The organism is methanotrophic endosymbiont of Bathymodiolus puteoserpentis (Logatchev), assembly GCF_900128525.1.
GTDB lineage: Bacteria > Pseudomonadota > Gammaproteobacteria > Methylococcales > Methylomonadaceae > Methyloprofundus.
In genome coordinates this window covers 11,906-27,019 of sequence record NZ_FQTQ01000206.1, presented here as the reverse complement: position 1 = coordinate 27,019, position 15,114 = coordinate 11,906, and the positions used below count along the sequence as shown (strand labels likewise).

Genomic DNA, 15,114 nt, shown 5'->3' with positions numbered 1-15,114 from the left:
GTAGCTTATTTATTGCGAGTACCTTAAGTAGGGGGACTTTAGCCGCGATAGTGGAGTAACCTGTCGCGGCTAAAGCCCTTCCAACGGAAGCCTATTAAAAGAACTCAATTCTGTTGTTGACTAATCCACTCCTTAAGATCTGCAACTTCATTAAAGTCCAGTAATACATCAGTCATTGATTCTAGTGTTTCAAGTGACAAGTTAGTCAATGTTTCAAGGATTATCTCTACCTCTGGGTGTATACCTAATTTTCGTCTGAGTAAACGCGAAATAAGGTTTATACATTCTTGCTGCCGGCCTTGTTTAAGCCCTTGCTCAATTCCTTGATCCAGTCCTTCTTGTCTTAAAATTTGCGCTAAGCCCATAATAACCTCATCTGTTGCCACATAACTTTTTTGATATTGTTGCATTTCTTCTTCACTAAGCGCTGCATAAGCGTCAATAAAATCAGCATATTTTATTTGCATTCGCGGGTTAGTTTCTAATATTGCCAAGCCTTTCTGTGCTGCCGCATAAATCGATAATCGAGAAGTCGCTGCATAATGCATATTGGGTAAGTTTAAGCGAGCAACTATATTGTTACTCTCCATATAATCAGCCGCATTAAGTTTTTTTAAATAACAAAATAGATACCTAAAATCTAAATAGGTTTGCCGATCGCTGCCTAGTTGCAAGTGGGCCAAACATTTATTTCCTGTACCCAAAAAAATGACCACAGGAACAACTCGAGTTGTTTCCATTAGTTCAGAGAGGTCTAAACAATAATGAGCCAATCGATAAATAGAAAAACGCCGTATTAAAGTTTCCTCTTCTAGTATAAAGAGTATACCTTCCCGCTGTCCATCAGGCCATTCAATTAATAATGGGACATCTAACTTACGATAACGCTCCCCAAGTTTAGATTTCAACTGCTCTTCTCTTACTGGAATAATCCGTGCATCAACCAGGTCATGCTCTCCAATTTCTTCTTGAGCAAAAAATTTCAATGCTTGCCTAGGGTATTCGAGTATTAAATTTTTGAAATTCTGATCATGATCCATCTATATTTAACTCTTCTACGAAATCAGGGCTAGTATTTTAAGCCGGTACAATTTATGTAGGGTATGCACCGAAAGGCATGCAATACGTACCCTACCTTAATTTTTCGTTTTAAGTATAAGCCCGAAATCAGTGTCTTTTTTTAAAAACCGAAAAATTTAACTGAGCGGATTAAAGTCCGCCCTATATTTCCTTTCCTTGAAACCACAACTCTAACATCATCAATATCCAGATTAATTCACCATAATAAGCCGCATGAATACTTTGGTGCATTTTAATCGTATGGTCGAGAAATTCTGCTTTAAAATACGGACGTTTTTTTAAGCTATTAATACTATCGTAAGCCAATTCTTTTAAAGGCTGATAATCTTTTAACCAAATACCAAACGGCAAACCAAATCCATGCTTAGATTTATTAATAATTTTTTCTGGTAGAAAACCGGCCATCGCTTGTTTGTAAAATTTGCGTAGCTGTTTAGCTTGTAGTTTATCGCTTGATGGAATTTTACAGGATAAATCTATAATTTCTTGACTTAATAAAGGGTATCTAACCGTTACACCGGCCATTTCACACATTTTATTCACTTTAACTAGGTCATTATCATGTAAAGTCGTTTTCCAGTCCATGTATAACATGCGATTTAAAGTACTCGCTTGCTCTGGTCGATGATAAGCTTCCCTGAGCAAATCTAATGGCTGTTCTGTATTAATCTGTTGTAAAAAATCAGCTTGGAATATTTCACTGCCTGCATGACGATGTAAAAAATTATAATCCTGCAAACGATCTGGCAAAGGTATTTTGGCTTGCTCTATATAACGCTTTGCTTTAAAAAATAACTTTTGTTTGGCTAATAACGCAGGAAGGTGGTCTAGTACACCTTCCATACTCTTGCTGATGATACTGGGTACTTGTTGATAATAGTCAAAAATTAGTTGCTGTGCATAGCGCTCATTACCGGCAAATATTTCATCACCACCATCGCCACCTAAAATAACTGATATGCCATTATCTTTTGCTACTTTGGCACAATAATAGGCCGCTAATGCGGATGAATTGCCAAAGGGCTCATCATAGTACGCGGCAATATCAGGAATAGCCTTGACAGTATCTTCTGGGGTTAAATAATATTCGGTTTGCCGAGTTTTAAAATGATCTGCCGCTATATTGGCAAATTCAATTTCATCATAGCCATCTACCGGAAACCCCATAGAAAATGTTTTTGCTTTATTAGGGTAAACTTTGGATAAAGCACCTGCGACACTAGAACTGTCTAGTCCACCACTTAAAAATGCTCCTGTTTCATTTTCACCTACAGATAACCGCGCTACTGAATCTATTAATTTTTGCTGTAACTCTTTACCCATTTCCACAGTAGAGCTAGGTATAGTTTCTTGAAATTTAGGCATCCAGTAATGTTTTATCTGGACTTTTCCATTTTGATAAACAAGAGTCTGCCCGCCTTCTAATTTTTTAACCTGTTGGTAAATCGTACAGGGGCTAGGGCAATGATGAAAATAAACATAATCGTAAACTGATTGCGCTGAAATATCAGATTTCACTTCAGGGTGAGCAATAACACTATCAGCGGTTGCACCAAAAACTAAGCCCTTATCAGTCTGGGCATAATACAACTGCGTAAGGCCAATTGGGTCTGTTGCTAAGATCAGTTTCTTTTGATCAGAATCGATAATGACCAGTGCTTGCTCAATGGGATTGAATTCCAAAAAGGTATCACCTTTTTGCTGATAATTGCCAATGATTTCTTCCGCCGAAGTAGTTAATTCGGTATTACCCGCGTTAACTAATAACGTACCTTGTACATTATGTATCTTGTATTGGTTTGCTGCCAAAGCATAAAAGACAGAACTATCAGTTTTTACACCTTTTGTTGTAAAGCCTGGAGCATTACTAATATGTCTTTTTAATAATCGTTCTGCATCTTTAGCTCTTATTATTGTTTCTACCCAACCCGCTAGTAATGTCATTAAATATATGTCCTTTCGTTATCTTTATTTAGGGGGCAATTTTATTTTTTAACAAAAATATCCAATATGCAGTAAATATTTAGAGCCCCCCATCAAAATGGGAACTTCTTCCCAAAAACTATTCTAAACTATTGATAAGTCGTTTCGGGGGTGAAAATTGGTAAAATCCTTAGGGGTCTCTAAATACTGACAATATGTAGGCTTAACTTAATTTAAACTCATATTACTGAGAAATATCCAATTTATTAGACCCTAATAACTGATATAAATTCATCCATTGTATTTTAATATGAGTCCAAGAATATTGCTGAACTTCAGTGATTCCGTTGCTAACTAAACGCGTATAGAGCTGTTTATCATGAAGTAATTCTATAATTTTCTCTGCCATTAGTTCTGCATTATTTACTTCTACAAACAATGCCGTTTTATTATCTTCTACAATATAAGGTATACCGCCTACATTTGTCGTTACAATAGCCACCCCACTAGCCATCGCCTCAAGTACTGAATTAGGCATATTATCAACTGTTGTAGGATTTAGCATAATATCAGCTTCTTGATATAAAGTAGCCACTTCATCAGGTTTAAGCTTCCCTGTAAATCTTATATTATTTTCCAGCTTTAATTTTTTTACTAACTCTAGTAACTCATTTTTTTGAGGGCCACTACCTGCAATACTTAAGCTAAAATTAGGGAATTTCTTATTTACTATCGCTACTGCCTTGATAGCTGTAGCTATTCCGTAAATAGTCTCCAAATTTCTAGTTATAATTAAATGTGGAGCCTTTATATTAATGCTTTCTTTTCGCACTAATTTAAATCGTTCCAAATTAATAATATTAGGTATAACTTGAGTTTTAAAATGGAACTTATCAAATACATGCTGTAAATAACCAGAAGGAACCACAATTACTGTAGCCTTATCCATTGATGGCCTGACCCATTTAATAGACTTTTCAAAATAAGTCTCAGCCTCCCCTCCCCGATAGTTAATAATAATTGGGGTTTTTCTTAACCAAGCAATCCAAATTACAGGAGCTGAAAATAACTGCCAAGACCATCCTGAATTTGCAAAAACATGAATAACATCAACCTGTCCCGTCAGCCTATAGACCCTCCTTACATAAGAAAGTAATCGGACAATGGCTCTAACTCCCTTCATTCCTCCAATCAACTTATTGGCATAAGGTGCATTAGTTTGCACAAAACTAACTTGGATACCTGCTTCTTGTTGCAATAGTTGATAGAGTTGATTTGCTTGATTTGCCATTCCGCCATAAGGCGGTGGTAATGGACCAATAAGACCAATATTTAGCGTCATAAGAGATTAATTCTTATTTAAGTTTCGTTAATAACCGAGTATAAACCTGCTCATAATTACTGACACTATTCGGCCAATTTCTTTCTTGTTCAACATACTGCCTACCCGCTTGTCGCATTGCTGGCCAACTTTCAGAATGGGCTAATAAATTAAGCACACAGCCCACTAATGAACTGACATCATTAGCCTTAAAAAGCATACCATTTTCTTGATCTCTAATTAATTCTTTATGTCCGTCAACATCAGAGGCAATAACCAACCGTCCTTGCGCCATGGCTTCTAATGGTTTTAAAGGCGTAACTAATTCCGTTAGGCGCATTACCAAACGTGGATAAACAAATATATCCACTAGATTGTAATAATCTTGAACTTGGTCATGAGGGACACGCCCAGTAAAAATAACAAAAGATTCTAGCTGCAATTGCTTAACCTTATCCTTAATTATTTGCTCTTGAGGACCGCCTCCTACTAATAGCAAACGCACATTGGGTTGTTGTTTTAAGATTTCTGGCAATGCATCGAGAATTAATGGAATACCTTCATAAGCATAAAAAGAACCGATAAAACCAAGCACTGTATTAGCCTGTAAACCTAATTCTTGTTTAAGCTGAGGCTTAGCTTCTTGTCCAAAGGTGAATTTTTCTATATTCACTGCATTAGGAATGACGGTAATTTTATTTTCTGCTACACCGCGCTTAATAATGTCTTGCCTTAAGCCTTCGCAAATACAAGTTACAGCTTGTGCCTGTTTAAAAACATAGGTTTCTAAAGCCTTAGTAATCCGATATCGTAAACTACCTTCACTGGTTGTACCATGATCAACCGCCGCGTCTTCCCAAAAGGCACGACATTCATAAACCACGGGGATATTGTATTTTTTACCGGCTTTTATAGCGGCGAGACCATTTAAAGCCGGCGAATGGGCATGTAAAATATCAGGTTTTATTTCAGGAATAATTTCATCTAAACGCGTTGTTAAGCTTTTAACAATAGCCCATTGATTAAACACGGGAAGTTTAGCTAATAATCCAGCAGGTTGTTGAGAACGGTAAAAACGTAGTCCATCTACCTCCTCAATATCTTGTTCGGCAACGCTATGTTTTGCAGACGTTACATGAAAAGTTTTCCATCCCAGCTCTTTTTGTTGCTCTAAAATGGCGCGAGTACGGAAAGTATAGCCACTGTGTAGTGGAATAGAATGGTCGAGGATATGTAATATTTTCAAGTTTTTAGTCACCACGTTCAGTTCTGTCATACTATATTAATTAACTCAATCTGATTAAAATCACATAATTCACTCTGCGAACTCAGCCAGTACTAAGGCATAATTACAAAACGATTTTTTGTAGATATTTATGAGGCATGGAAATAAGAATTCAGGATGTATTAATTTTTATTGAGCACATTTAACTCAGCCACACTAAGCCCTGTTACTTGAGCTACCTTCTCAACAGGCATATGAAAACCAAGCAACTGTTTTGCTATTATTTTAGTTTGTTCCATTTTTCCGAGCTCCATCCCTTGCTCTAGCCCTTGCTCCATCCCTTGCTCTAGCCCTTTTTCTACCCCCATAACAAAACTGGGTAATTTTTCTATTTCAACATGTAACATTTCAAACTCCTGCCGAATATCAAGACCTAAATTTCGATTACTAGCTAAAATCTCCAGCATACTGATATACTCGCGTAACTGCTGTTGATTGCCCTGAGTCAAAGCGATCAAATTGCGTAATACCTCATGGACTACTTCATGCTTTTCCACACCATTAAAATCACATAAAATCGCCATGACTACAGCATCTGGTGTTTGCTGATTAAGAAACTCATGGTAATTCTTTCGGTGCATATCTATAACCGAATAACGATACTGTAATTGCTCAGTATCAATACCATTGTTCATATTTAATGGCTCGCGACCAATATATAACAAATATTGAAATATTGTTTCATTTGGGTACTGCAATCGTAAATCAGTAAAATAACGCAACATACGCTCAGGCATAATGCGCTGATTCTGATTTTGTATTTCTAAGTGTAGTATAAAGGTTTGTTGATTTTTATCCACAACGCGCGCGCATAAATCGGCACGCCGATCCTCTATACGTTGCTGTTCAGTTTCCAATAATTCTGCACTTTGTAATTCTAATCCAAACAGATAAGTAGCCACATCAACTAAAATGCGCTTAAAAATCTGTTTAGAAATAATATCTTTTTCACCCATTAATGCATCTCTTTCCCCGCCATTCGCATCCTGCTTTTACGTAATAAATGAGGTATTAACAAATAAAAAGGCATGCGTAGAAAATGTGAACGAACATACAGCAGCCATCTGGCTAGTGCCACTTTTTTTCTAGGGAAATCTGGATGCTCGGGTATTAAAGCTAATGGCACAAGGTAGCACATTAATTTTCTAGTCAACCAACTGGGTTTGCCAATATTTTTTTCAATATATTCTTCAGGAATGGGGGCATCTAATAAATTATGTATAAAGTAGAGTGTGTAGTACAAAGGCCGCTGCAAAGTCAGTTGCTTAGCTCGATCCAACAGTATTTCAAAGAAAAACTCTTGCTGCGGTTGAAAATAAGCAATCAGTTCTTTTAAATCAACCAAATCCCTAAAATCAGCTCCATTTAACTCAGCATCATAAAATAAATGTACACTACTATGCAAAATCATATCAACCGGTGAAAACACTTTATAAGCTATATTTTCAACAACTATTGAATCTTCTATTAACAATTCAGGGGAAGGCTGCAATCGACTGGATAGTGGTAATATTGTATGATGCAAATCGACCTCAATAAAACGTTCCTGATGCCTTAAAGGCGGAACCTCATGCATCCAGGTTCGGTAATATTGCTGATCATATTCATCCAATTTCGCCGTTTGCCAGCCTTGTTGCTGCAAACATGTTTCTACTGTATGAATGTCACTTTTTTTAACCAGAATATCAATATCGGCTAGCAGCCTGCTTTGAGCAAAAGGGATTTGTAATAATTGATAAGCACCTCCCTTTAATACGAGTACTTCAACATCCTTCGCATATAAAGCACGCCTTATCCGGTTTAATTCCCACATTGCCAATCTATTCCGGTAATCTACAATGCGTTGTGCCGCTGTAAAATGCGTTAATACCTGGGCGGGCACTGATGCAATCAAACCGCATGAATCAAGCTTCCATCTCAGGTAAGCAAGTAATTTACAATGTCTAGCACAGCGTATTAATAACTCCCATTCTGAAACAGTTAACTCTTTAACTGTTTCAGGAAAACATAAACAATTAATAAGTATTTTTTTTACGTGATTGGCAGGTATTGTCATACGTTTTGCATTAGCAAATCATCAAGCAAGGGTAATACTTGATCAAAACGACTATAAGTCAGGTTGTAACAGCGACAAGATGAAGTCATATTCTTCACCAGTTCAAAGCCTGTTCGCCCCATCAATTCATAATTAAAAGCATTACTAGCCAATTTAAAAACAACGTATGGCTTATTTAGTAGATTAAGTTGTATTTCTGTATTCGCTTGAAATTTTGGAAAAATCAACAACTCAGGCAATACTGCTTCCTTTAACTGCTCAACACTTTGTTTGGGTGGCCTAAGATGAGCAACTGTTCCTTTGCGTGTCTTTGGGAACAAGGGACCCATTTCGGCATTAAGAAACGTACCTTTTATTACCTGAATTGAAGCATTCTTTAGAGGCGTAGGCCGCGGTATCGGTAATATCTTACCATCCTGTGGCCGAATCATAGTAAATTCATCTGATAAAAACCGCCACCCATTCATAGCTAATGCGGCACTCAAGGTGCTTTTTCCCGAACCAGGAAGCGCAGGTAAAATCAGCGCCTTACCATTTTTCTCAACAACAGCTGCATGAAGCATAAGGTATTGATGAGACCTACGGGCTATACACCAGTTTAAGCCCCACTCAAATAAAGGAAATGCGTGACTAAGGGGAAAAGGCTCAAACGGTTGCTGTCCATCAGTCACAAAAATAACTTGAGGCTTCAGATAGTGCCGTACACCCTTCGGACGCGTAATAACAATATGAAAGTCTGCAAAGGTATCACTAGGTAAAATAGGGAAATCTTGATATAAAAAAGCAAGTGTTTCTAAGAATATTATCTCATCACTTTTTACTCTAACGCAAAAAGCACCAATATCCAGACAAACCCCTTCTTTACTTGCAGCCTGTTTGACTAGATTACCTAACCCTAATTGCTTTAATTTCATTAATAACAGGGCTCTATTAACCCTAGCTGATCAAAATTATTGATGATTAAGGCTATTAATTGTTGATTTTCGGAATTATTGTCCAATGAATATAATCGACAAATATCGTTTAGCAATGCTTCCTCTATATAATTATTACTCATCAACTGTTCTAATACAGTAGCCGAAAAAACATCCATTTGATGAGTTTCACCTGATAAGGAATTATAGACAATGACTTCAGAACCCCAATTTACGAACAATAAATCAGATCCCTGAATAACTCGCCATGTTATTATTTTAGTACTCAAGGAACATTTGGATTTAAAGAAGTCCAGCAAGAACCTGTAAGATGATTGTTAGCTTGTAAGTCGGAATGATCTACAAATTGCCCAACTCTAGGGCCATTAAGAGCATCAGTTTGTATCCCTCCAAACGGGTCAGTTACAACCAAGCCAAATTTTTCCTTGATTCCATTGCTTCCAAAACTCGTATCCTGAACAAAATTATTTGCTAATCGTTTAAAATGATTTCCAGCCGTTATTGCTGGTGATGGATCTGTATATACATTATAAACGTCGATTGTAGTAGACTGATCACTAAATTGTAACTGTGGTTCAGTTGTATTCAACCAGTCAGCAGGAAGGGCTGTTAGTCCATGACCATGTACATAAACAGTCCTTCTTTTAAAAAAAGTACCATCGGCATTGGCCGTGTTCTTTTTATCATAAACCCATTTTGGATTATTACCGCTACTATCCCTCACCTCTTTTATCTTGATTAGCCTAGTAATGGTTATTGGAGTTCTTAAAAATGGATCCGTATCTGCATTAGGAATGTGCATGAAATAACTTAGGCAACTTATAAAGTTGTTGCGTCAGGAATGGCAGTATAATTCCATTGCCTCAGGTGTAAATAAAGTTTATGAGTTGCATCATTATAATTCTTAAATTGAACTTGCCTAAATTAATTTGTGCTCATTCCTTAGTAAATTTATTAGGATTTAAATTATCCGCTGTTCTTTGGTCACGTGCAATACAACTTTCCGTACTAGATGCCGCCATAGCCGCACCACTTCTTAAGGTCATAACAACGGGTAGCGCTATCGCAGTTCCTTTAATCAACCTACGACGCGCATTAGAAGTAAGTACAGAATCACTTTTCTTATCAGTTGTGTTCTCTTGAAGCTGATTTATATTATTCACCATTCCCCCTTAATTCCTATATAAAAATAGAATAAATTCAATGCCACTCTACTTAAGTTTTTATTTTTCCTAACAAGAAAAACAATACCTCATTATTATATTAAAGTATTAATAAATCAACTATTTATCCGATTATCAAGTAATATCTTACTATTCATGAATAAAGCCCTATAAGCTCTCGTCTGTACCTGTTAATAATAAGAAGTTACTTAAACTTAAAAATAGCCTTATTCACTGCCATGCAAAAAATGCTCAAACATCAACAACGACCATATAGTAGTGCTGTAATCTCTTAACCCACTCTGATGCTGATCAACCACCTTGGTCAAAAATTTCTGATCAAAAAACCCACAACCTTGCATTGTTTCACCTAGCAAAGAGGTTTGCACTTGATCTTTTAGTGCCCCTCTGAACCAACTGGCTAACGGCACGCCAAAGCCCATTTTTGGACGATATAAAATATCATTAGGCAAATAAGGCTCTAGTCCTTTCTTAAACAGATATTTGCCTTCCTTTTTATGTAATTTTAAATCAGGAGGCAGTTTAGCTATCCATTCAACTAACTTATGATCAAGTAATGGCACACGCACTTCAAGCGAATGCGCCATACTAGCCCGATCTACCTTAGTTAAAATATCACCTGGTAAATAAGTTTTAATATCTAAATATTGTACTAGAGACTGAGCATCCTCGCTAGGTGCATTTTGCATATGTCGTCTAAAGACATCAACCGCTTGATAGTCTTGAAGGTCATTTTTTAATTGTTCACTAAACAGTGATGCACGAATTGCATTGGAGTTCACTGAAACACTATGAAAATAACCTTCAATAGAGTCACGGGCGATGGATTCAAAAGTTGATTTTGCGCGAAATATTTTCGGCGCCCAATCCGCTTTTGGATATACATTCCCCATTAAGCCAAATAAGGGTTTACGTATTGCATCCGGCATAATAGAGCGCATACGATCCTCATAAGTATGCCATCGATAACGCCGATAGCCAGCGAGATTTTCATCACCACCATCACCCGATAACACGACTGTTGCCTGTTTTTTTGCTAACTCACAGACTCTATATGTTGGCAATGCCGAACTATCTGCATAAGGCTCATCATAAATACCCGCTAACCTGCCGACTAAACTAAAATCATCAGGATCAACCTGCTCTACGCGGTGCTTAGTATGATACTGTTCGGCGACTTTCGCAGCAAATTGTGACTCATTAAACTTAGGGTCGCCAAAAGAAATAGAGCAAGTATTGACTGGATCTTCTGATAAACCCGCCATCATAGCAACAATTGCACTAGAATCTACTCCACCCGACAAAAAAGCACCTAAAGGTACATCCGCAACGGTACGAATATCGACGGCTTCACGTAAACGTGCAATAAGTTCTGCACTTAATTCCTGTTCCGTGCCTTGATGTTTTGTTTCAAAATGAACATCCCAGTACTGGCGTGGCTGGTATTGAGAATTACCTCGTTTAAGCGCTAAACAATAGCCTGGCTCTAATTTATAAACTTCTTTATAAATCGTTTTTGGATCAGGAATATACCCGAAGCCAAAATAATCCTCTATGGCAGTTGGATCCATTTCTTTAGGTAGATCAGGATGTGCTTTTAAAGCTTTTAGTTCCGAAGAGAAAATAAACTGGCCATTTTTTAACTGTGAATAAAATAAGGGCTTAATACCTAAACGGTCACGCGCTAAAAATAAAGTTTGCTTATCCCTATCCCAGATAGCAAAAGCAAACATGCCGCGTAAACGTAACACACAATCTTCCCCCCAGGCCTGCCAAGCATAAACAATAACTTCTGTATCACAATGAGTTTTAAAGGTATACCCTAAGGCTTCTAGCTCTTTACGCAACTCAGGAAAGTTATACACTTCACCGTTATACGTTAAAACCACGCTACCATCAGCACTGTGCATCGGCTGTTGACCACTGGATAAATCAATAATCGATAAACGCCTATGACCTAATCCTAAACCTGGCTCTATATGCAAGCCACCTTCATCAGGGCCACGATGGAATTGCCTTTCGTTCATTACATGTAGCAATTCACGGTTAATTTCACGCTTTCCGTTTAGATCAAAGATACCTACAATGCCACACATATTATTTCCTTTTGAATCCTAATGAATCGTATACTCTAGTATATTTAGTAACCATGGCCTGAATTGAGAAATTATCTATCACTCTTTGGTGGCTATTCTCACTTAGTTGCTGCCTTTTTTCTTTATCAATCAGTAAGCTTAAAATGGCTTGCGCCATGGCCTCTGGTTCTGACGGGGGAACTAATAGTCCTGTTGTTTCTTGCTTGACTAACTCTGGGTTCCCACCTACTGCTGTTGCTATCACCGGTAACCCCGTTGCCATTGCTTCTAAAATAGTATTAGAAATACCTTCCGCTTGTGAAGGCAGTACAAAAATATCCAATGCACGCATAATGTCTGCAATATCTTCTCGTTCACCGGGCAGCCAAGCATATTGCAATAACTGATGTTTTTCTAATAAATCTATTGCTTCCTGCCTTAACGGCCCATCACCAACTAATATTAAATATACCTGCCCAATGAATTCTTGATGAGCTTGCATTAGCATAATGAAAGCAGTAACTAATGTTATCTGGTCCTTCACGCCATGCATTCGCCCAACAGTACCGATATAAATACCTTTTTTATCAAAGGGCAGCGGGCAATCAGAGGCTAGCTGTTTTACTTTTTCTGGGTAAAACTTTGTAATATCGACCCCGTTACAAATTCGTTGTATTTTATACTTGGGTATTTTTACTTTTTCAACAAGATAGTCTTGCAAATGCAAAGATAAGGGAATAAATACTTTTATTAAAGGGCTCAATAAACGCCTTAAATATTGGTACTTCTTATTATTGCCTTCGGGATCGAAGGTATCCCAGCCATGCTCACTGTGAACCCGATACTTTACACCTGCTAAAAATGCAGGCACTTGATATTCGATTGCAGCTAAATTACGCGTATGAATAATATCGATTTTATATTGTTTAAGTATTCGATAAAACCTTATAAATGAACGCCAATCTTGCCCATCTTTTTTTTGTAAGTCTATTATCTGTACATCTTTACGCTTTAAACGCTCACGAAACTGAGTGCTTCCTTTTAAACAAATAATAATATGTCGATATTTATCAACCGGCATATTATTAATTAAGTTTATCAATCCATTTTCTAAACCACCAATGCCTAATCGATAAATTACATGGGCAATAAGTGGAAATTGTTGTACGCTTTTTGCCACAGTTATACCTATATGCTATTGAGTTAGAAATAAAAATTCAATAATTTCCGAAAGGACTGGCAGTACTACATGACCTTAAACTTCAGATTTTATAAAATGTTCATTTCTTAGTAGATTAGTGTTTCAAGTTCATCCAATGACAACTCAGTAATTTCAGAGATTTTCTCTATTGACATACCCGTGCCTAGCAACTTTTTAGCAATAAGCATGGCTTTTATTTTCTCACCACGTTTTTCACCGCGTTTTTCACCGCGCAGCTCACCTTGGCTCTCGCCTCTTTTCATACCTATTCTATAGCTAGGCAGTTGTTCTATTTCTAGGTTCAACATCTCAAACTCCTGCTGTATATCTATGTTTAAATTTCGATTATTCGCTAGAATTTCTAACATCGAAATATATTCTCTTTGTTCCGTCGAACTATTTTGAGTTAACTGCAGTAAGGAATGAGCACAAATTAATTTAGGCAAGTTCAATTTAAGAATTATGGCAATGGAATTATACTGCCATTCCTGACGCAACAACTTTATAAGTTGCCTAAGTTATTTCATGCACATTCCTAACTTACTTAATAACCCATGAACAATTTGTTTTTCTGGTACACCTTTAAAATCGCATAAGATTGCCATGACAATTGCATCTGGAGTACTTTGTGCCATAAAATCCTGGTAATCAATCATGTGCATATCAATGACTGCGTATTGATAATCGAGTTGCTGACTATGAATACCACTGGCCATATTCATTTTTTCCTGACCAATGTAAAGCAAATACTGAAATACCTTTTCATTAGGGTGATTTAATTTAATATCCGTCAAATACCTCAGCATTCTTATTGGCATTATGCGCTGATTTTGATTTTGTATTTCAATATGCAAAATGAATTTATTTCCTGCTTCATCTTGCACTCTAGCCACTAAATCCGCACGTCGATCCTCTATTCTTTGCTGTTCTGTATCGATTAACTGCACATTATGCAACTTTAAACCAAATAAGTAGGTCGCAACATCAACAAAAATACGCTTTAAAATACTTTTAGAAATAACATCCTGTTTGCCCATTCTGATATATGTTTATGTGTAATAGCTATTATACCAAGCGGCAAATTTCTCAATACCTTGCTCAATCGTGGTATTTGGCTTATATCCTACATCTTGCACTAAAGCCTCAACATCAGCATAAGTATCAGGAACATCTCCAGGCTGTAATGGTAACAATACTTTTTCAGCTTTTTTACCCAAAAATTTCTCTAAGGTCTCAATATAGTCCATTAACTCTACTGGGCTTTGATTGCCTATATTATAGACTCGCCAAGGTGCTTTACTCGTACCTGGATCTGGATTTTTACCACTCCAGTCAGGGTTAGGTTGCGCAACATGATCTAATGTCCGGATAATACCTTCAACAATATCATCAATATAGGTAAAATCACGGCGATGCTTGCCATAGTTGAAAACTTGTATAGGTTTACCTTCCTGAATGGCTTTAGTAAATAAAAACAAAGCCATATCGGGACGCCCCCAAGGACCGTATACGGTAAAAAACCGCAAACCTGTGGTCGGTAAGTTATATAAATTGCTGTAGGTATGCGCCATTAACTCATTCGACTTTTTAGAAGCTGCATACAAACTTAAAGGATGATCAACATTGTCATGCACGGAAAAAGGCATGCTTTCATTAGCACCATAAACAGAACTACTAGATGCATAAACTAAATGCTCTACATTATTATGCCGGCAACCTTCTAAGATATTTAAAAAACCCAATATATTACTTTCAATATAAGCATGTGGGTTTTCTATGGAATATCTAACACCAGCTTGTGCCGCTAAATTAACAACACGCTGTGGCTGATGCTCTTTAAATAACGCTTCCATGCGCTCTCTATCAGAAATATCAGCTCTAACATCAGTAAAATTAGGATGATCTTTTATTCGATCTAAACGCGCCAACTTTAAATTGACATCGTAGTAGTCATTTAAATTATCAATCCCAATAACTTCATCACCCCTTTCTAATAACTTGATGGCAAGATGATTGCCTATAAATCCGGCCGTGCCGGTAACCATTATTTTCAT

The 15,114-nt window shown here is 37.1% G+C and carries 15 protein-coding genes; all 15 read right to left on the bottom strand.

All coding sequences use genetic code 11. From position 1 onward, the window contains the following. Positions 1–104 precede the first annotated feature (104 nt). Positions 105–1,040 carry a DUF4351 domain-containing protein gene (locus BQ7314_RS15105; protein ID WP_174484520.1) on the bottom strand — a complete coding sequence of 312 codons (936 nt, stop codon included), beginning with the start codon at positions 1,038–1,040 and terminating at the stop codon, positions 105–107. Positions 1,041–1,221: 181 nt separating this feature from the next. Further along, positions 1,222–3,024, bottom strand: coding sequence for an asparagine synthetase B family protein (locus tag BQ7314_RS15100; protein WP_174484519.1), 1,803 nt, complete (start codon positions 3,022–3,024; stop codon positions 1,222–1,224). Positions 3,025–3,247: 223 nt separating this feature from the next. Continuing rightward, positions 3,248–4,345 (bottom strand): glycosyltransferase family 4 protein, encoded by a 1,098-nt coding sequence (locus BQ7314_RS15095; protein ID WP_174484518.1) that lies wholly within the window; start codon positions 4,343–4,345, stop codon positions 3,248–3,250. A 13-nt stretch (positions 4,346–4,358) separates the two neighbouring features. Continuing rightward, on the bottom strand, positions 4,359–5,570 hold the full coding sequence (locus BQ7314_RS15090; protein ID WP_174484608.1) for a TIGR04063 family PEP-CTERM/XrtA system glycosyltransferase: 1,212 nt from the start codon (positions 5,568–5,570) through the stop codon (positions 4,359–4,361). Between the two features lie 161 nt (positions 5,571–5,731). After that, a complete protein-coding gene (locus tag BQ7314_RS15085; protein ID WP_174484517.1) occupies positions 5,732–6,565 on the bottom strand; it encodes an RpnC/YadD family protein in 834 nt (277 codons plus the stop codon). After that, the gene (locus tag BQ7314_RS15080; RefSeq protein WP_174484516.1) at positions 6,565–7,665 is read right to left on the bottom strand and encodes a nucleotidyltransferase domain-containing protein; all 1,101 of its coding nucleotides are present in this window, start codon (positions 7,663–7,665) and stop codon (positions 6,565–6,567) included. The genes BQ7314_RS15085 and BQ7314_RS15080 overlap by 1 nt, the downstream gene beginning before the upstream one ends. Further along, positions 7,662–8,579 carry an HprK-related kinase A gene (locus BQ7314_RS15075; RefSeq protein WP_174484515.1) on the bottom strand — a complete coding sequence of 306 codons (918 nt, stop codon included), beginning with the start codon at positions 8,577–8,579 and terminating at the stop codon, positions 7,662–7,664. Before BQ7314_RS15075 ends, BQ7314_RS15080 begins: the two co-directional genes overlap by 4 nt. Beyond that, the gene (locus BQ7314_RS15070) at positions 8,579–8,821 is read right to left on the bottom strand and encodes an HPr-rel-A system PqqD family peptide chaperone (protein WP_174484514.1); all 243 of its coding nucleotides are present in this window, start codon (positions 8,819–8,821) and stop codon (positions 8,579–8,581) included. Before BQ7314_RS15070 ends, BQ7314_RS15075 begins: the two co-directional genes overlap by 1 nt. Before the next feature lie 44 nt (positions 8,822–8,865). Further along, a complete protein-coding gene (locus BQ7314_RS15065; RefSeq protein WP_174484513.1) occupies positions 8,866–9,402 on the bottom strand; it encodes a hypothetical protein in 537 nt (178 codons plus the stop codon). A gap of 133 nt (positions 9,403–9,535) precedes the next feature. After that, the gene (locus tag BQ7314_RS15060; protein ID WP_174484512.1) at positions 9,536–9,763 is read right to left on the bottom strand and encodes a hypothetical protein; all 228 of its coding nucleotides are present in this window, start codon (positions 9,761–9,763) and stop codon (positions 9,536–9,538) included. 227 nt (positions 9,764–9,990) lie between these two features. Then, positions 9,991–11,880 carry an XrtA/PEP-CTERM system amidotransferase gene (locus tag BQ7314_RS15055; protein WP_174484511.1) on the bottom strand — a complete coding sequence of 630 codons (1,890 nt, stop codon included), beginning with the start codon at positions 11,878–11,880 and terminating at the stop codon, positions 9,991–9,993. Between the two features lies 1 nt (position 11,881). Next, the gene (locus tag BQ7314_RS15050; protein ID WP_174484510.1) at positions 11,882–13,039 is read right to left on the bottom strand and encodes a TIGR03088 family PEP-CTERM/XrtA system glycosyltransferase; all 1,158 of its coding nucleotides are present in this window, start codon (positions 13,037–13,039) and stop codon (positions 11,882–11,884) included. A gap of 107 nt (positions 13,040–13,146) precedes the next feature. Next, positions 13,147–13,512 (bottom strand): RpnC/YadD family protein, encoded by a 366-nt coding sequence (locus BQ7314_RS15045; RefSeq protein ID WP_217423859.1) that lies wholly within the window; start codon positions 13,510–13,512, stop codon positions 13,147–13,149. Positions 13,513–13,578: 66 nt separating this feature from the next. Further along, entirely contained in the window at positions 13,579–14,097 is a 519-nt protein-coding gene (locus BQ7314_RS15040) for an RpnC/YadD family protein (RefSeq protein ID WP_174484508.1), read from the bottom strand. 12 nt (positions 14,098–14,109) lie between these two features. Beyond that, a complete protein-coding gene (locus BQ7314_RS15035) occupies positions 14,110–15,114 on the bottom strand; it encodes an NAD-dependent epimerase (protein WP_174484507.1) in 1,005 nt (334 codons plus the stop codon).

What these genes read in the sequence shown, in the direction of transcription:
- BQ7314_RS15085 (WP_174484517.1), bottom strand. Translation starts at nt 6,565, where the DNA reads ATGGGTGAAAAAGATATTATTTCTAAACAGATTTTTAAGCGCATTTTA.
- BQ7314_RS15035 (WP_174484507.1), bottom strand. Translation starts at nt 15,114, where the DNA reads ATGAAAATAATGGTTACCGGCACGGCCGGATTTATAGGCAATCATCTT.
- BQ7314_RS15040 (WP_174484508.1), bottom strand. Translation starts at nt 14,097, where the DNA reads ATGGGCAAACAGGATGTTATTTCTAAAAGTATTTTAAAGCGTATTTTT.
- BQ7314_RS15055 (WP_174484511.1), bottom strand. Translation starts at nt 11,880, where the DNA reads ATGTGTGGCATTGTAGGTATCTTTGATCTAAACGGAAAGCGTGAAATT.
- BQ7314_RS15105 (WP_174484520.1), bottom strand. Translation starts at nt 1,040, where the DNA reads ATGGATCATGATCAGAATTTCAAAAATTTAATACTCGAATACCCTAGG.
- BQ7314_RS15100 (WP_174484519.1), bottom strand. Translation starts at nt 3,024, where the DNA reads ATGACATTACTAGCGGGTTGGGTAGAAACAATAATAAGAGCTAAAGAT.
- BQ7314_RS15080 (WP_174484516.1), bottom strand. Translation starts at nt 7,665, where the DNA reads ATGACAATACCTGCCAATCACGTAAAAAAAATACTTATTAATTGTTTA.
- BQ7314_RS15065 (WP_174484513.1), bottom strand. Translation starts at nt 9,402, where the DNA reads ATGCACATTCCTAATGCAGATACGGATCCATTTTTAAGAACTCCAATA.
- BQ7314_RS15095 (WP_174484518.1), bottom strand. Translation starts at nt 4,345, where the DNA reads ATGACGCTAAATATTGGTCTTATTGGTCCATTACCACCGCCTTATGGC.
- BQ7314_RS15075 (WP_174484515.1), bottom strand. Translation starts at nt 8,579, where the DNA reads ATGAAATTAAAGCAATTAGGGTTAGGTAATCTAGTCAAACAGGCTGCA.